At 72.0% G+C, this 17,632-nt stretch carries 12 protein-coding genes; 5 read left to right on the top strand and 7 right to left on the bottom strand.

All coding sequences use genetic code 11. The features are described 5' to 3' along the window. Positions 1 to 240 precede the first annotated feature (240 nt). The 3 genes from ABT001_RS31095 (at position 241) to ABT001_RS31085 (ending at position 5,948) form a co-directional block, all read left to right on the top strand. Complete coding sequence (locus ABT001_RS31095) at positions 241 to 1,248, top strand: hypothetical protein (RefSeq protein ID WP_351284488.1); 1,008 nt, start codon at positions 241 to 243, stop codon at positions 1,246 to 1,248. A gap of 162 nt (positions 1,249 to 1,410) precedes the next feature. Further along, positions 1,411 to 4,719: a S8 family serine peptidase gene (locus tag ABT001_RS31090; RefSeq protein WP_351284486.1), complete on the top strand. Its 3,309-nt coding sequence runs from the start codon at positions 1,411 to 1,413 to the stop codon at positions 4,717 to 4,719. Between the two features lie 200 nt (positions 4,720 to 4,919). Continuing rightward, positions 4,920 to 5,948 (top strand): aspartate-semialdehyde dehydrogenase, encoded by a 1,029-nt coding sequence (locus ABT001_RS31085; protein WP_351284483.1) that lies wholly within the window; start codon positions 4,920 to 4,922, stop codon positions 5,946 to 5,948. Positions 5,949 to 6,002: 54 nt separating this feature from the next. Here ABT001_RS31085 and ABT001_RS31080 read toward each other — a convergent pair whose 3' ends face one another. Both ABT001_RS31080 and ABT001_RS31075 read right to left on the bottom strand, forming a co-directional pair. After that, complete coding sequence (locus ABT001_RS31080; RefSeq protein WP_351284481.1) at positions 6,003 to 6,350, bottom strand: type II toxin-antitoxin system PemK/MazF family toxin; 348 nt, start codon at positions 6,348 to 6,350, stop codon at positions 6,003 to 6,005. Then, positions 6,343 to 6,567, bottom strand: coding sequence for a ribbon-helix-helix domain-containing protein (locus ABT001_RS31075; RefSeq protein WP_351284478.1), 225 nt, complete (start codon positions 6,565 to 6,567; stop codon positions 6,343 to 6,345). The genes ABT001_RS31080 and ABT001_RS31075 overlap by 8 nt, the downstream gene beginning before the upstream one ends. Before the next feature lie 140 nt (positions 6,568 to 6,707). Between ABT001_RS31075 and pepN the strand changes: the two genes are divergently transcribed. Beyond that, a complete protein-coding gene (gene pepN, locus ABT001_RS31070) occupies positions 6,708 to 9,284 on the top strand; it encodes an aminopeptidase N (protein WP_351284475.1) in 2,577 nt (858 codons plus the stop codon). Between the two features lie 85 nt (positions 9,285 to 9,369). Here pepN and alc read toward each other — a convergent pair whose 3' ends face one another. The 5 genes from alc to ABT001_RS31045 form a co-directional block, all read right to left on the bottom strand. Then, positions 9,370 to 10,515 (bottom strand): allantoicase, encoded by a 1,146-nt coding sequence (gene alc / locus ABT001_RS31065; RefSeq protein ID WP_351284472.1) that lies wholly within the window; start codon positions 10,513 to 10,515, stop codon positions 9,370 to 9,372. 60 nt (positions 10,516 to 10,575) lie between these two features. Beyond that, positions 10,576 to 11,499, bottom strand: coding sequence for a LysR substrate-binding domain-containing protein (locus ABT001_RS31060; protein WP_351284469.1), 924 nt, complete (start codon positions 11,497 to 11,499; stop codon positions 10,576 to 10,578). Between the two features lie 79 nt (positions 11,500 to 11,578). Next, entirely contained in the window at positions 11,579 to 11,809 is a 231-nt protein-coding gene (locus ABT001_RS31055) for a hypothetical protein (protein WP_502967550.1), read from the bottom strand. Between the two features lie 20 nt (positions 11,810 to 11,829). Further along, positions 11,830 to 13,980 carry a 4-alpha-glucanotransferase gene (gene malQ, locus ABT001_RS31050; RefSeq protein WP_351284467.1) on the bottom strand — a complete coding sequence of 717 codons (2,151 nt, stop codon included), beginning with the start codon at positions 13,978 to 13,980 and terminating at the stop codon, positions 11,830 to 11,832. After that, complete coding sequence (locus ABT001_RS31045) at positions 13,981 to 14,295, bottom strand: hypothetical protein (RefSeq protein ID WP_351284464.1); 315 nt, start codon at positions 14,293 to 14,295, stop codon at positions 13,981 to 13,983. It lies immediately after the preceding gene. A 306-nt stretch (positions 14,296 to 14,601) separates the two neighbouring features. Here ABT001_RS31045 and ABT001_RS31040 point away from each other — a divergent pair, with 306 nt between their 5' ends. Beyond that, positions 14,602 to 17,631, top strand: coding sequence for a beta-N-acetylglucosaminidase domain-containing protein (locus ABT001_RS31040; RefSeq protein WP_351284461.1), 3,030 nt, complete (start codon positions 14,602 to 14,604; stop codon positions 17,629 to 17,631). Position 17,632 lies beyond the last annotated feature (1 nt).

The following is a 17,632-nucleotide window of genomic DNA, read 5'->3' as shown; positions in this document are numbered from 1 at the left end:
GCCTGCCGCTCCGCCGCGCCCAGGTGAGCCAGCGCGGGCACCAGGGGCGTCGCACCGTCGACCGCCGCCTGGGCGGTCGGAACGGCAGCACACGCGTGCGGGGGACGCGCCGCACAATCCGTGGCGTGACCGCCCTTTTCGGCAATCGAACTGCCGTACTTTAGGACGGTGTTGTCCCGGAATGTCGACGGGCTTGTAACACGGGGCATCGCACGGCGGGGCTGCGGAATCCTCCCCGGCATGAACCGGAACACCCCGCTGTCCCCGCGCCCCGTCCACGAAGTGAGCCACCGCGTGCAGTCCGCCGCGCAGCTCCGCGCCCACGGTGTGACCGCCGCGCAGGCCGCCGCGCAGTGCCTGCCCGGCGGTCCGTGGCAGCAGTTGCTCCCCGGCGTGTACCTCCTGCGCCCGGGACCGCCCACGAACGACGACCGGGTGCGCGGCGCCCTGCTCTACGCCGGCCGGCCCCCGGCCGGTGCCCGGCGGACCGTGCCGGACCGGTCCGTGCCCGGCTACGGGGAGGCCATGGTCACGGGGCTGGCGGCCCTGGCCCTGTACGGCTTCACCTCCGCTCCCCCGGTGATCGCGCTGCACCGCATCGACGTGCTGGTCCCCCGCACCAGGCGGCTGCGCTCCGCCGGCTTCGTCCAGGTGACCCGGGCCGCCGGTCTGCCCCGGCCCCAACACCGGCTCGGGGCGCCGCTGGCCCCGGTGGAGCGGGCCCTGGCCGACGCGGCGGGCTCGCTCACGGACGCCTCGACGGTGCGCCGGATCCTCACCGAGGCGGTGCGCGGCGGGCACTGCGAACCCGCTTCCGTCGTACGGGAGCTGAACGCCGCCAAGCTGCTGGGCCGCACCCACGTGAGGGACGCCGTCGAGGCGTTGCTCGTCGAGGGCCGCGCCCTGGCGGAGGAGCGGCTGTACGGGATGGTGCGCGCCCACGGTCTGCCCCAGCCGCTGTGGAACGTGGAGCTGGCCCTGCCGGGCGGCAGTCGGCTGGGTGGCGTGGACGCGTACTGGCCGGAAGAGGCGGTCGCGCTCGAACTGGGCACGCGTTCCCCCCGGGAGGAACGCGTCGTGTACACCGTCGAGCGGGAGCATCTGGAACGACTCGGCATCACGGTGGTGCGGGTGACGCCGAAGCAGCTCCGTGACTCCGCGGCACAGCTGTCGGTGGTGCTGCGTACGGCGATGATGGCGGCCGAGGACCGCGATCCGGCCGCGTACGTGGTGGTCCTGCCCCGGTAACGGCCTACCGGGGGCTTGCGTGGCGCGATGGAACCGGTGGCGGATGTACGCCATGTCCGCTTCTCGCCCCCGTCAACTCTCCACAAACCCCTGTCTTTTACGAAATGCTGAGCGGTCATCGGGTACCGAATTCCGGACTCTTTCTTTCTTTCACCCACAGGGATGCTGATGACCAAGGAATCCCCCAGCTCCATACCCGGGGCGAGACGCGCGGCGCGCATCGCGGCCGCAGCCGGTCTGGCGGCCGCACTGGCCGCCACCGGCGCCGCCCCGGTCTTCGCCGCCGACGACCCGGGGGCCTCCCCCGTGAAGCCCGCCGCCGCGAGCGCGAAGGGCGACAAGCTGGGCGAGGCCGACGCCGACGTACTGGCGAAGGCCGAGGCCAAGGGCGAGAAGAACATCACGATGATGGTCGCCACCGCTCCGGGCGCGACCGAGCAGGTCGCCGAACAGCTGGACTCCGTCAAGGGGTCCGTGCTGGGGCAGACGTACGACAAGCTCGGCTACGTCCGGGCGACCGTGCCGACCGCGACGGCCGAGGCCACCATCAAGGCGGCGCAGAAGCTGTCGTCCGTCCACGGCATCGATCTCAAGCAGGAGATCAAGCTGGACGACCCGACGCCCGCGGGCGACCGGGTGGCCGGAGCGAAGCAGCTGAAGGCCACGGGCAGCTACCCGGCCCCCGGCAAGAACACCCCGGCGAAGAACCCGTACAACCCGTCCTTCGAGACGGGCGCGGTGGACTTCGTCAAGCAGCACCCGAAGGCGGACGGCCGCGGGATCACCATCGGCGTCCTGGACTCCGGTGTCGACCTCGGCCACCCCGCCCTGCAGAAGACCACCACCGGCGAACGCAAGATCGTCGACTGGGTGACGGCCACCGACCCCGTCGGCGACGGGGACGGCACCTGGCTGCGGATGGACCAGAAGGTCTCCGGGCCGACGTTCACGAACGGCGGCACGACGTACTCCGCGCCGGAGGGCTCGTACAGCTTCCGCCTCTTCCGGGAGTCCGCCACCCGTGGCGGCGACATGGCGGGCGACCTCAACCGCGACGGTGACACCACCGACCAGTGGGGTGTGCTCTACGACCCGGTCACCGGCACCACCCGCGTCGACCTGAACGGCGACGCGGACTTCGGCAACGACGCCGTGCTCAAGCCGTACAAGGACAAGCACCAGGTCTCCTACTTCGGTACGGACGACCCGCGGACCGAGGTCGTCGAGCGCATCCCCTTCGTCGTCGAGACCCGTGAGGACGTCGTCTTCGACGCGGCCGGCAACACGGCCGACTACGTCAACATCGGTGTCATCCAGAGCGAGCACGGCACGCACGTCGCCGGCATCACGGCGGCCAACGGCCTGTTCGGCGGCAAGATGAACGGCGCGGCGCCCGGCGCCAAGGTCGTCTCCTCGCGCGCCTGCACCTGGTCCGGCGGCTGCACCAACATCGCGCTGACCGAGGGCATGATCGACCTCGTCGTGAACCGCGGCGTCGACGTCGTCAACATGTCGATCGGCGGCCTGCCGCCGCTCAACGACGGCAACAACGCCCGCGCCGAGCTCTACAAGCGGCTCATCGACATCTACGGCGTCCAGCTGGTCATCTCGGCCGGCAACGACGGCCCGGGTGTCAACACCATCGGTGACCCCGGCCTGGCCGACCACGTCATCTCGGTCGGCGCGTCCATCTCCAAGGAGACGTGGGCGGCCAACTACGGCTCGAACGTCACCAAGAAGTACGACATGCTGCCCTTCTCCTCGCGCGGTCCGCGTGAGGACGGCGGCTTCGCGCCGATCCTGACGGCTCCGGGCGCTTCCATCAACACCACCCAGACCTGGATCCCCGGCGGTCCGGTCAAGGAGGCGGGCTACTCGCTCCCCGCCGGCTACTCCATGCTGCAGGGCACCTCGATGTCCTCGCCGCAGGCCGCCGGCGCGGCGGCACTGCTGCTGTCCGCCGCGGAGCAGAAGCACATCGAGCTGCCCCCGGCCGACCTGCGGTCCGCGCTCACCAGCACGGCCACCCACATCAAGGACGTGCCCGCGCACGCCCAGGGTGCCGGTCTGATGGACATCGTCGGCGCCTGGAAGCAGATCGAGAAGAAGGGCGCCTCGGCGCACGAGTACACCGTGAAGGCCCCGGTCGACACCGCGATCGACTTCGCGCTGAAGACCCCGGGCTTCGGCACCGGCCTGTACGACCGTGAGGGCGGCCTGAAGGCCGGCCAGAAGAAGTCGTACGACGTCACCGTCACCCGCACCACGGGTCCGGACAAGGCCGTCAGCCACAAGCTGTCCTGGAAGAACAACGACGGCACCTTCAAGCTGGCCGGTTCGAGCACCGTCTCGCTGCCGCTCGGCAAGCCGGTGACCGTCGAGGTCGAGGCGAAGCCCCGCACTGCGGGCGTCCACAGCGCGATCCTCGTCGTGGACGACAGGAAGACCACGGGAGTGGACCAGCAGATCCTCTCCACGGTGGTCGTCGCCAAGGACCTGGTGAAGCCGGGTTACGCGTTCTCGACGACCGGCTCGGTGCAGCGCAACGGCACCACGTCGTACTTCCTGAACGTCCCGGAGGGCGCCGAGACCCTTGAGGTCGCGATGAGCGCCCTGCGCTCGGGCAGCCAGACGCGGTTCATCTCCCTGCACCCCTACGGGGTCGCGGTGGAGGACAGCTCCACGGTCTACTGCTACCCGAACTACGAGAACCCGGCCAACACCTGCCGCCCGGACACGCGCTCCTACAAGGACCCGCAGCCCGGCGTCTGGGAGATCGAGGTCGAGTCCCGCCGTACGTCGCCGCTGCTGGACAACCCGTACAAGCTGGATGTCTCGCTGCTCGGTGCCTCCTTCGACCCGGCGGTGCAGACCATCGCCGAGGCGAAGATCGGCACCCCGGCCGCGGTGGACTGGACGGTCACCAACAACGCCGGTGACCTGGAGGGCGCCCTGAAGGGCGGCTCGCTGGGCTCGGCCGACGTCGAGCGTCCGTCGATCTCCACCGGCGGCGAGTACACCAAGACGGTCACCATCGGTGAGGGCGTCGAGAGGCTGGACGTCGCCATCGGCAACACCTCGGACGCCAACGCCGACATCGATCTGCGGGTCCTCAGGGGCTCGACCGAGGTGGGCGCCTCCACGACGGCCGGCTCCGAGGAGTCGGTCAGCCTGGTGAACCCTGCGGCCGGCACGTACACCGTCGTCATCGAGGGCTACGCGGTCCCGGCCGGGACCACCGAGTACGACTACCGCGACGTGTACTACGCGCCGTCGCTCGGCGAGATCAAGGTCGACGAGTCGAAGGCCGTGAACCTGGCCAACGGCGCGTCCGCCCAGGTCGACGCCGAGGTCGTGGTCGCCGGAGCGGCTCCCGAGGGCCGTCAGTTCTTCGGCGAGGTCCAGCTGGTGAACAGCCGCGGCACCGCGGCGGGCACCGGCAGCGTCGTGATCGGGAAGGTCGCGCCGTAGCCGTCACGGCGGTGTGATCCGTACGGCGGTGTGATCCGTACGACACCGGACACCAGTGGGGCGGGTGCGCACAAGGCACCCGCCCCACTGCTCCGTGCGCGCCCCGTCCGCCTGCCGGACAATGGATTGGACAAGGAAGCCGTGGACATACGCATCATGGACCGGCAACCGTGCCCGTTCGTACGTGTGAGGGAGTTCCTGTGAAGGTCGGAATCGTCGGCGCCACCGGTCAGGTCGGCACAGTCATGCGCAGGATCCTGGCCGAGCGGAAGTTCCCCGTCGCCGAGCTGCGCCTCTTCGCCTCCGCGCGTTCCGCCGGCTCCACCCTCACCTACGAGGGCACGGACATCACGGTCGAGGACGCCTCCACCGCGGACTACACCGGGCTCGACATCGTGCTGTTCTCAGCGGGCGGCGCCACCTCGAAGGCGCTGGCCGAGAAGGTCGCCGCCCAGGGCGCCGTGGTGATCGACAACTCCTCGGCCTGGCGCAAGGACCCCGAGGTCCCGCTGGTGGTCTCCGAGGTCAACGCCCACGCGATCAGGAACCGCCCCAAGGGAATCATCGCCAACCCGAACTGCACCACGATGGCCGCCATGCCCGTGCTGCGCCCCCTCCACCAGGAGGCGCAGCTCGACGCGCTGACCGTCGCCACCTACCAGGCGGTCTCCGGCTCCGGTGTCGCCGGTGTCGCGGAGCTGCACGGCCAGGCTTCCAAGGTCGTCGCGGACGCGGACAAGCTGACCCACGGCGGTGACGCGGTCGACTTCCCCGAGCCGGACGTCTACAAGCGCCCGATCGCCTTCAACGTGCTGCCGCTCGCCGGCTCGATCGTCGACGACGGTTCCTTCGAGACCGACGAGGAGCAGAAGCTCCGCAACGAGTCCCGCAAGATCCTGGAGATCCCGGAGCTCAAGGTGTCCGGCACCTGTGTGCGCGTCCCGGTCTTCTCCGGCCACTCCCTCCAGATCAACGCCCGCTTCGCCCGTCCGATCAGCGTCGAGCGCGCCTACGAGCTGCTGAAGGACGCCGAGGGCGTCGAGCTCTCGGAGATCCCGACCCCGCTCCAGGCGGCCGGCAAGGACGCCTCCTACGTGGGCCGCATCCGGTCCGACGAGACCGTCGAGCACGGCCTCGCGCTGTTCGTCTCCAACGACAACCTGCGCAAGGGCGCCGCGCTCAACGCGGTCCAGATCGCGGAGCTGGTGGCGGCGGAGCTCAAGGCCTGACCCCACACCTGGCAGGGCGGCCCCCGATGCCCGGGGGCCGCCCTTTCGCATGCCTCAGAGCGCGAGGTGACGCCTCAGCGCTGCGTCGATGTCGCTCATGCGCCGGCGCGGCACCGTACCGATGCGCTTCAGCACCCGCTCCGGGGAGACAGCCCGGAGCTGCTCGCACTGCGCCTTCGAGTCCCTCGGCAGGCCGCTCTCGGTGGACCTGAGCAATGTCTGGAACGTGAGGACACGTGCGGTGTTCGAGGTCAGGGGGACCACGGTGATCACTCCTCGGCCGTTCGTGACGACCGACTGGTTGGCCGCGTTGTTGGACACGATCACCGCGGGCCTGACCTTGTTGGCCTCACTGCCGCGGGCGGGTTCCAGGTCCACCAGATGGATATCGCCTCTACGCATCGACGATTCCGTCCCCGACCGTGCGCTCCCAGAGCGCGGCGTCCTCGCTCGCGTCCCATTCCTCGAAGGCCTCGGTGTACTCGGCTTCGAGCCCCGCCTCGCGCAGCAGCTCGATAGCGGCGTGTATGACCGCCGACCGGGAGTCCGCCTCGGTCTTCGCGGCGTACTCGTCCACGAAGGCGACATCCTCCTGCGGCAAGCTCACACTGATCTTCATGCCGTCCATCCTACCAAAGTAGGAACAGCGTAGCTACCGGATGGCGCCGACCCAGCCCTACCCTGGGTGGCGGACATCGCGCCGCACCCGCCCCACGTGGAAGGATGACCAAAAACGTCGCATATCAAGGAGATGACCGCGTGCCTGGCACGAATCTGACCCGCGAAGAGGCACAGGAGCGGGCGCGCCTGCTGACCGTGGACGCGTACGAGATCGATCTCGACCTCTCCGGCGCGCAGGAGGGTGGCACCTACCGGTCCGTCACCACCGTGCGCTTCGACTCCGCCGAGGCCGGTGCGGAGACCTTCATCGACCTGGTCGCCCCGGCCGTGCACGACGTCGTGCTCAACGGCAAGGATTTGGACGTCGCCGCCGTCTTCCGGGACTCCCGGATCACGCTGAAGCACCTCCTGGCCGGTACCAACGAGCTGAAGGTCGTGGCCGACTGCTCGTACACGAACACCGGGGAGGGCCTGCACCGGTTCGTCGACCCGGTCGACGAGCAGGCGTACCTCTACACCCAGTTCGAGGTGCCGGACGCCCGCCGGGTGTTCGCCAGCTTCGAGCAGCCCGATCTCAAGGCGACCTTCCGGTTCACCGTGAAGGCGCCGTCCGGCTGGACGGTGATCTCCAACTCCCCGACGCCGGAGCCGCAGGACGACGTCTGGTCGTTCGAGCCGACGCCGCGGATCTCCACGTACATCACGGCCCTGATCGCCGGTCCGTACCACGCGGTGCACAGCAGCTACGAGAAGGACGGCCGGTCCGTGCCGCTCGGCATCTACTGCCGGCCGTCGCTCGCCGAGTACCTCGACGCGGACGACATCTTCGCGGTCACCCGGCAGGGCTTCGAGTGGTTCGAGGAGAAGTTCGACTACGCGTACCCGTTCGCCAAGTACGACCAGCTCTTCGTCCCGGAGTTCAACGCCGGGGCGATGGAGAACGCGGGCGCGGTCACCATCCGCGACCAGTACGTGTTCCGTTCGAAGGTCACCGACGCCGCCTACGAGACGCGCGCCGAGACCATCCTCCACGAGCTGGCCCACATGTGGTTCGGCGACCTGGTCACCATGGAGTGGTGGAACGACCTCTGGCTGAACGAGTCGTTCGCCACGTACACCTCCATCGCGTGCCAGGCGGACGCCGCGGGGTCGAAGTGGCCGCACTCCTGGACCACGTTCGCCAACTCCATGAAGACGTGGGCGTACCGGCAGGACCAGCTGCCGTCGACGCACCCGATCATGGCGGACATCCAGGACCTCGACGACGTCCTGGTCAACTTCGACGGGATCACGTACGCGAAGGGCGCCTCCGTCCTGAAGCAGCTCGTGGCGTACGTCGGCAAGGACGCGTTCTTCAAGGGCGTGCAGGCGTACTTCAAGGCGCACGCCTTCGGGAACACGCGCCTGTCGGACCTGCTGGGCGCCCTGGAGGAGACCTCGGGCCGTGACCTGAGGACCTGGTCGAAGGCGTGGCTGGAGACGGCCGGCATCAACATCCTGCGCCCGGAGATCGAGACCGACGGCGACGGCCACGTCACCTCGTTCACCGTGCTGCAGGAGGCCCCCGCGCTGCCCGCCGGGGCGAAGGGCGAGCCGACGCTGCGCCCGCACCGGATCGCCATCGGCCTCTACGACCTCGACGGGGCCGGGAAGCTGGTCCGTACGGACCGCATCGAGCTGGACGTCGACGGCGAGCGCACCACCGTGCCGTTCCCGTCCGGCACGGCCCGCCCTGCCGTGGTCCTGCTCAACGACGACGACCTGTCGTACGCGAAGGTCCGCCTCGACGAGGAGTCGCTGCGCGTCGTCACCGCGCACCTGGGCGACTTCGCCGAGTCCCTGCCCCGCGCCCTGAGCTGGGCCTCGGCCTGGGACATGACGCGTGACGGCGAACTGGCGACGCGTGACTACCTGGCCCTGGTCCTCTCCGGGATCGGCAAGGAGACGGACATCGGCGTCGTGCAGTCGCTGCACCGCCAGGTGAAGCTGGCGCTCGACCTCTACGCCGCCCCGGAGTGGCGCGAGGCGGGTCTGAACCAGTGGACCGAGGCGACGCTGGCGCATCTGCGTGCCGCGGAGCCGGCCGGTGACCACCAGCTGGCGTGGGCCCGCGCCTTCGCCGCGACGGCGCGCAGCCCGCTCCACCTGGACGTGCTGCAGTCGCTGCTGGACGGTACCCAGGAGATCGAGGGGCTGGCCGTCGACACGGAGCTGCGCTGGGCGTTCGTACAGCGCCTGGCCGCGACGGGCCTGCTGGACGAGGAGGAGATCGCCGCCGAGTACGAGCGCGACAGGACGGCAGCGGGTGAGCGGCACGCGGCTGCCGCGCGTGCGGCCCAGCCGTCCGAGGAGGCGAAGGCCGAGGCGTGGGCTTCGGTCGTCGAGTCGGACAAGCTGCCGAACTCCCTGCAGGAGTCGGTCATCGGCGGCTTCGTGCAGACCGACCAGCGTGAGCTGCTGGCGCCGTACACGGAGAAGTACTTCGCGGCGGTCAAGGACGTCTGGGACTCGCGCAGCCACGAGATGGCCCAGCAGATCGCGGTCGGCCTGTACCCGGCTCTCCAGGTCTCGCAGGAGACCCTGGACGCCACGGACGCCTGGCTGGACTCGGCGCAGCCGAGCGCGGCCCTGCGCCGGCTGATGTCGGAGTCCCGGGCGGGCGTGGAGCGCGCGCTCAGGGCCCAGGCGGCGGACGCGGCGGCGGCGACCGCGTGACCGGGGCATGAGAACCGCCCGGCGGGCGGGCGCGTGTCGCGCAGCCGTCCGCCGGGCGGGAGCCCTGTGGTGAAGCGATCCGGTGTTACCCGGCCGACTCCCGGTGACGCCGGGCCAGTTCGGTCGTGCCCGTCTCCGTGAGCGAGCCGTGCAGGCGCATCCTGGCCACTCCCCCGTCGGGGAAGGTGTCGAGCCGTACGTGGGTGACCACGGCCTCGGTGTCGAGAAGGAAGCGGTGCGGGGTGTCGGGCTGGAGCCGGGTGCGGGGGATGATCTCGAACCAGTCGCCCGACTCGCCGTCGCGGCCCTGGAGGCTGATCCAGCCTGCCGCGTTGCCCTTGAGGTAGGCCGTGTCGATCTCGACCGCGCGGACCGCGCCCTGCGCGGGGAGGCGGAAGCGGACCCAGTCGTTGGTGTCGCGGACCCGGCGGCGGCGGTTCTCCCAGCCGTCGTCCATCTTGCGGGAGGTGCCCGGCAGGATGATCTGGGCCGGCGAGGAGTAGAAGCGGTCGGAGGCGTCCTCGTACATCCCGCCGTTCAGGATCGAGATCAGGTCGATCGTGCCCAGGGCCGCGAGCCAGGCCGGGTCGGGGACGACCTCGCCGTGGACCCGGAGGCGGGCGATTCCGCCGTCGGGGTGCTGGCAGATCCGCAGGTGCGTGTAGCGGCGCCCGCCGGTGATCTCGAAGCCGTTGGCGGCGTGACCGCGTACGGGCGTCGGCGGGACGAGCTCCTCCCACTTCACGTCGTCGGCGAGGAGTTCCTCCGGCCCGGGAGCGCCTTCCACGGCCGTGGCCTGGACGGAGACGCGCTGCGGGTAGTTGCCGCGGAAGTGGGCGGTGTCGACGACGATGCCACGGACGATCCCGGGCGTGCCCAGCCGCACGATCGCCCAGTCGTTGTCCTCGGGAGCCGGGAAGGGGTGGTCCCCGTCGGTGCCCCGGCGGCGGCGGGTCTCCCAGCCGTCCATGATCTTGCCCTTGTGGCCGAAGCGCTCGGGGTCGAAGACGGCGGGTTCGCGGATCAGGAGGTTCTCCCGCTCGGCGAAGAACTCGTCGTTGGCCGCTATGACGCCCGCGCCGAGCCGCCGGTCCGCGAGATCGACCAGCTCGGTGAAGGGGAAGTCGCCCGCGCGGTAGTCGGCGTAGGGGTCACCGCCGCCGTAGGGGGCCGCGTCGTTGGCGTGCGGGTCGGTGGAATCGGGCTCCGTCTGGATCTTGTCGGTGGGCATGCCTCCCACTGTGCCGCCACCCGACCGATCAGGTCCAGCGAAAGTTTTCGTACGGTTCCTTCAGTTCTGCTGAACGTTCTGGTCGGCCGCCCGCCGCAGCGCCGCCAGTACCCGTGCGAGCGCCGGGCCGCTCTCCGCGCCCTGCCGTACGGCCGCCACCACGTGGCGGTACGGCCGGTCCGCCTCCAGGACCCGCATCACCACGCCGTCGTGAGGCCGGTCGGAGGCCGAGACCATGCGGGGGATCAGCGCGACGCCCATGCCCGCCCGCACCATGGCGAGGATCGCCGTCCAGCCGGAGGCGCTGTGGGCCTGCTCGGGAACGAAACCGGCGGCCTCGCACGCGGCGGTGGTGATCTCCGACCACGGGCCTGACCCGCCGAAGATCCAGGCCTCCCGGGAGAGGTCGGCCAGCCGCAGCCCGGGCGCCCCGGCGAGGCGGTGGCCGTCGGGCAGAGCCACGTCCAGCGGGTCGGCCAGGAGCGGCAGCAGCGTGAAGCGGGGGTCCTGGGCCGTCGGGGCGTGCGCCGCCAGCGAGAGCGCCAGGTCCACCTCTCCGGCCGACAGCAGCTCGTACGCCTGGGCCGCCTCCGCCTCCCGTACGCGCACCCGGGGCCCGGGCCGGTCCTCGGCCTCCAGGAGCCGCACGGCGGGTACGACGAGCGCGGGCACCGCGGTCGAGAAGGCACCGACCCGCACCTCGCCCGCCTCACCCCGCAGATAGCCGGTCAGCTCGGCGTCCGCCTGCTCCAGCTGGGCGAAGACCGCCTCGGCGTGGCGCAGTACGAGATGCGCGGCGTCGGTGAGCCGGACGCGCCGGCCCTGCACCTCCAGCAGCGGGACGCCGAGCTGCCGGGCGAGGTTGGTGAGCTGCTGCGAGACGGCGGACGGGGTCATGAGCAGGGCTTCCGCCGTGGCGGTGACCGTGCCGCGGTCGCGCAGGGTGCGCAGGATGCGGAGCTTCTTGACGTCCCACTCGGTCATGGCCGAAACCTACCGGGCGCCCGGACATGACGGTGCGCCGCGCGGTACGTCGTACCGGCGGCGCACGTCAGGCGCCTGACTAGGCCTGCTTCTTGGACTTGTCGAGGACCATGACGAGGGCCGCGATCGCCAGGAACAGGACGATCGGGGCCACGACGAAGAGGCCGAGGGTCTCCATCATGTTCAGGCCCGGACCCGGGTCGTCGCCGTCGTCGCGGGTGAGCGCGAGCGCGGGGGACGACATGAGCAGCATCATCAGCGTCGTACCGGCCGCGACGGCGCCGGCGCGCATAGCGTTCTTCTTGTCCACGGTGCAAACGTAGCGAACGCCTACGACGGGCGCGCGCCCGGGGGTGCCGTACGGACCTCGGGGCCGTCCCGCAGGACGGCCATCAGCCGGTGCAGCCGGGGCGAGGCGGCGATCTCCTCCAGCGTGACGGGGTGGCCTTCCGCATCGGCGATGGGCAGGCGCCAGTTGGGGTACTGGTCCCAGGTGCCGGGGAGGTTCTGGGGGCGGCGGTCCCCGACGGTGTCGGGGAGCCAGACCCCGGCCATCCGGGCCGGGGTCCGCAGCAGGAACCGGTGGACGGCACGGACGGCCGCCTCCTCGTCGCCGTCACCCTCGGGCAGCAGCCGGAGGCGGGCCAGGTAGGCCAGCCACTCGGCGGTGTCGGCGGCGTCCTCGGCCAGCTCCTGTTCCATGCCCCGGGAGAGCAGGCCGAGCCGGTGGCGGAGCGTCACGTGCTCCCCCGTCAGCCGGGCGGCGGTGGACGGCAGGTCGTGGGTGGTCACCGTGGCCACGCAGTCCTGGCGCCACTTCTCGGGGGCGAGCGGGCGGCCGGTGCCGTCCCAGTCGCGCTCGAACCAGAGCACGGAGGTGCCGAGCACCCCGCGCCGGGCGAGCGCCTCGCGCACGCCTGGTTCGACGGTGCCCAGGTCCTCCCCTATGACGACGGCACCGGCCCGGTGCGCCTCCAGGACGAGGACCGCGAGCATCGCCTCGGCGTCCTGACCGACGTACGCGCCCTCGGTGGGCGGGTGCCCCTCCGGCACCCACCAGAGCCGGAAGAGCCCCATGACGTGGTCGATGCGCAGCGCTCCGGCGTGGGCGAGGAGGCCGCGCAGCAGGGAGCGGTAGGGGGCGTAGCCGGACGCCGCGAGGGCGTCGGGCCGCCAGGGCGGCAGGCCCCAGTCCTGGCCCTGGGCGTTGAAGGCGTCGGGCGGCGCGCCGACGGACATGCCGTGAGCGAAGGCGTCCTGCTGGGCCCAGGTGTCGGCGCCGTCGGGATGGACACCCACGGCGAGGTCGTGGACGACTCCGACGGCCATCCCGGACTCCAGGGCGGAGCTCTGCGCGGTGGCGAGCTGCGTGTCCGTCAGCCAGGCCAGCCGGCAGTGGAAGTCGACCCGGTCGAGCAGCGCGCCCCGGGCCCGCGCGCTCTCCGGGGAGCGGGGGTCGTGGAGCCCTTCGGGCCAGGCGCGCCACCGGGGGCCGTGCACCTCGGCCAGGGCGCACCACAGGGCGTGGTCCTCCAGGGCCTGCCCCTGCTCGGCGAGGAAGTCGCAGTAGGCGGCGCGGCGGCCGGGCGTCAGCGGGACCTCGTGGACGATCTCCAGGGCCTGGTACTTGAGATCCCGGACGGCGTCCCGGTCGATCAGCGCGCCCTTGTTCAGCACGGCTTCGCGCAGTGCGGCGGCCTGCTCGCGCAGGTCGTCCAAGGCCGCCCTGCCGGGCTCCGTGACATGGCCGTACTCGGGGATCGACTCGATGTGCAGGTGCACGGGGTCGGGGAATCGGCGCGAGGAGGGGCGGTACGGCGAGGGGTCGGTCGGCCTGCCCGGTACGGCGGCGTGCAGCGGGTTGATCTGGACGAAGTCGCTGCCCAGGGTCCGTCCCGCCCAGGCGGCGAGGTCGGCCAGGTCCGCGAGGTCGCCCATGCCCCAGGAACGCTCGGACAGCATCGAGTAGAGCTGGACGAGGAACCCGTGCGCGCGGGCGGGCGGCTGGGGTGCGCGGTCCGGCGCGACGACGAGCGTGGCGGTGGCGTAGCGGTGGTCCAGGGTGCGGACGGTCAGCCGGTGGACGCCGAGGGGCGGTTCGGTCCACCAGGAAGGCGTCTGTCGCGCGTCCGGCGCGGGCGTGGCCGGGACGGGGAGCACGCGCATGCGCAGGGGCGGGGACGGATCGGCGGTGCCGGGTTCGGGGTCGACCGTCAGGACCGCGCCGGACGGGAGCGCGGTGAGCACCGTCGGCAGCGGCTCTCCCGACCAGGCCACCACCGTCGGCGGGAGCAGTCGGGAGGCCGCCGCCGATTCGGCGGCTTCGAGGGATCTCCGTACGGCCGCGGGAGTGGCGGCGTCGACGCCCAGCGCGGCGAGCACGGCCGTGACCGTGTCGTCGGGGACGGACACCGTGAGATCCGCGGACGGGGAGAAGGAGGTGGCGACGCCGTGCAGTGCGGCGAGCCGGGACAAGCCCATTCAGACTCCTGGGGACTCCATGCCCCCTGCGGTGCCGGGTGCTGTCGGCTCGCTGGTCAGAGGGGCGACGGCGGCGAGCGGTGGCTCGCTCGTGAGAGGTGTGGCGTCGGCGAGCGGGGGCTCGCTGGTGAGCGGTGCGCTGTCGGCGAAGGCGGGTTCACCGGTCAGGTGGGTCACATCGGCGAGCGGGAGTTCACTGATCATCGGAGGGACGGTGAGGGTCGGGGACTTCTCGCCTGCCAGCGGAGCGGGACCCGTGGGGCTCGGTACCTGTTTGGAGAGGGCGGAGAGCAGAAGCTGCGCGGAAGCGGGCACGTTGGCCTCCTGGCCATGGACAACAGGACACAGCAGGCCTACCCAGCGGGCGCGGGAGCAGGCGTGGACGTGACATAGGCGTTATGACAACGAGCCCAACGTGCCGTAAGTCACATTCCGTTCCGCCGTACGTGGCGTATGGGTGGTTTTCGGCCATCCGGCGCCTCACCCTCGGACGCCCACACTCCGCACCGATCAACATTTCGTGCATTTACGTCGAAACGGCCATGCGCATTGACACCCCCGCGCCCCGGTGGTGGGCTCGGACGTCCATGGCCGGGCGGGGATCTTTCGAAGGAGTGCGGCGTGCAGCTCGGGCGCAGGAGGCATGCGACGGCCGTAGCAGTGGCGGTGATCGGCGGGCTGCTCGGCCCGCTCGCCCCGGCCGCGGTCGCGGCGCCCGTCACCCCCGCCGCGACCGCCGAGGACCGCGTCGGCGACACCCCGCTGCCCGCCGTCTGGCCCCGGCCGCAGTCGATCGAGGCGACCGGCCGGGCCGTCGCCCTGGGCACCGAGGCCACCCTCGTCGCCGACGCGGCAGCCGATCCGTACGCCGTGGAGGCGCTCAGGGCGCTGCTGCGCGACGCCGGGGTGCGCACGGTGCACGAGGCCCTGCCCGGCAGGGGCCCGGTGATCCGGCTCGGCGGCACCGACGCGGGCCGGGCGCTGCGGGCGCTCGGCTCACCCGAACGCTCCGACCTGCCGTCCGGGGGCTACCGCCTCGCCGTCGGCAGGACCTCGGACCGGCCCACGGTCGCGCTGGACGGTGTCGGCGAGGACGGCCTGTTCCACGCCGTCCAGACGCTGCGCCAGCTCGTGCGGGACGGAACCGTCGCCGGAGCCGTGGTCCGCGACTGGCCGGGCACCGCCGTGCGCGGGATGGCCGAGGGCTTCTACGGGCAGCCGTGGACCCGCGAGGAACGGCTCGCCCAGCTCACCTTCATGGGCCGCACGAAGCAGAACCGCTATCTCTACGCCGCCGGCGACGACCCGTACCGGCAGACCCGCTGGCGGGAGCCCTACCCGGCCGACGAGCGCGACGGTTTCCGCGCGCTGGCCGCGAAGGCGCGGGCCGAGCACGTGACGCTCGGCTGGGCCGTCTCGCCCGGGCAGGCGATGTGCATGTCCTCCGGGACGGACCTCCGGGCCCTCACCCGGAAGATCGACGCGATGTGGGCCCTGGGCGTGCGGGTCTTCCAGCTGCAGTTCCAGAACGTCAGCTACAGCGAGTGGCACTGCGACCGGGACGCGGAGACGTTCGGCAGCGGACCGGAGGCGGCAGCCAGGGCGCAGGCCCGGGTCGCGAGCGCGGTCGCCCGGCACCTCGCGGAGCGGCACCCGGGCGCGGAGCCGCTGTCGGTCATGCCGACCGAGTTCTACCAGGACGGCGCCACCGCCTACCGCACGGCGCTCGCCGAGGAGCTGGACGACCGGGTGCAGGTGGGCTGGACCGGCGTCGGTGTCGTGCCGAAGACGATCACCGGGAGCGAGCTGGCGGACGCGCGGGCGGTCTTCCGGCGCCCGCTGGTCACCATGGACAACTACCCGGTCAACGACTACGCGCAGGACCGGATCTTCCTCGGCCCGTACACCGGCCGTGACCCGGCGGTGGCCGGCGGCTCGGCGGCGCTGCTCGCCAATGCCATGCAGCAGCCCTCGGCGTCCCGCATCCCCCTGTTCACGGCCGCCGACTTCGCCTGGAACCCGAAGGGTTACCGGCCGCAGGACTCCTGGCGGGCCGCCGTGGACGACCTGGCGGGTGGCGACGCCGCCACCCGGGCGGCCTTGGGCGCCCTGGCGGGCAACAGCGCCACCTCTGTGCTGGGCGGCGACGAGTCCGCGTACCTCCGGCCGCTGCTGAAGGCGTTCTGGGCGTCGCATGCGGCCGCGGACGCGGCGGACGGCGACGCGGCGGGCGGCGACGCGGCGTCCCGGGAGCTGCGGGCCGCCTTCGGTGTGATGCGGCAGGCCCAGGCACGGCTGGGAGCCCCCGCGAGCGGCCGGCTCCAGGACGAGGTGCGGCCGTGGACCGAGCAGCTGGCCCGGTACGGCAGGGCGGGTGAGCTGGCCGTCGACCTGCTGGGGGCACAGCGACGTGGCGACGGGGCGGCCGCCTGGCAGGCCCAGCTGGCGCTCGAACCGCTGCGCGAGAAGATCCGGGCGAGCACGGCGACGGTCGGCAAGGGCGTCCTCGACCCGTTCCTGGACAGGGTCCTGAAGGAGGCCGGCGCCTGGAACGGCACCGACCGCGACGCGGGGACGGCGAGCCGGGACGCGCGGGGCTACACGCTCCGGCTCGACGGCGCCCGCCCGCTGGCGGCCGTCACCACGCTGGCCCGGCCCGGCGAAACGGCTGCGGACGGGGTCCTGGAAGCCCATGTCCCGGGCGAGGGCTGGCGCGGTCTGGGCCCCCTCTCGGCGGCGGGCTGGACGCAGACGGCGGTGAAGGGTCTGCGCGTGGACGCGCTGCGGGTCACCGGTCCTTCCGCCCGTCCCGTCTTCTTCGACCTCCCGGCCCCGGGGGTCATGGGCACGCCCGGGGCATCGGACGCCCCGGAGGTGCGGGCACTCGTCCCGTGGTTCGCGGACGAGCCCGCGGCCCGGCTCGGCCTCGTCCGTGACCGGACGGACGCCGTGATCGGCGGCGGCACGCAGCGGGTCGAGGCGCGGCTGGCCGGCGGGCGTCCGGGCAAGGTGAAGGGCGCACTCACGGCGAAGGCCCCCAAGGGCATCGAGGTGAAGGTTCCGAAGCAGGCGACGGTGACACGGGGCTCGCGCACCGACGTCCCCGTGGACATCACCGTGCCCGACGGCACCCCGGCCGGCGAGTACGAGGTTCCGCTGCGCTTCGAGGGCGAGGAGAGCACCCTGACCGTCCGGGCCTTCCCGCGCACGGCGGGCCCCGATCTGATGCGTACGGCCGTGGCGTCCTCGTCCGGCGACGAGACTCCGGACTTCCCCGCCGCGGCGGCCTCCGACGGCGACCCCGAGACCCGCTGGTCCTCACCCGTCGAGGACGGAGCCTGGTGGCAGGCCGAGCTGCCCCGGCCGGTGCGACTGGGCCGGGTGGTCCTGCGGTGGCAGGACGCCTACGCCTCCCGCTACCGCGTACAGGTCTCCTCGGACGGCCGTATCTGGCGTACGGCGGCGACCGTGCCGGACGGCGGGGGCGGGCGCGAGTCGGTCCGGATGGACGCGAAGGACACCCGTTTCATCAGGGTCCAGGGAGACGGCCGGGCCACGCCGTACGGCTACTCGCTCTGGTCGGTCGAGGCCTACGCCGTCGCCGCACAGGAGCAGGAGCAGGAGCAGCAGCAGGACCAGGAGCAGGACTGAT

This window comes from Streptomyces sp. NPDC002793 (genome assembly GCF_040295485.1).
Lineage (GTDB): Bacteria > Actinomycetota > Actinomycetes > Streptomycetales > Streptomycetaceae > Streptomyces.
The sequence above is the reverse complement of the archived record's forward strand: the minus strand, read 5'-3'. Positions and strand labels throughout refer to the sequence as shown.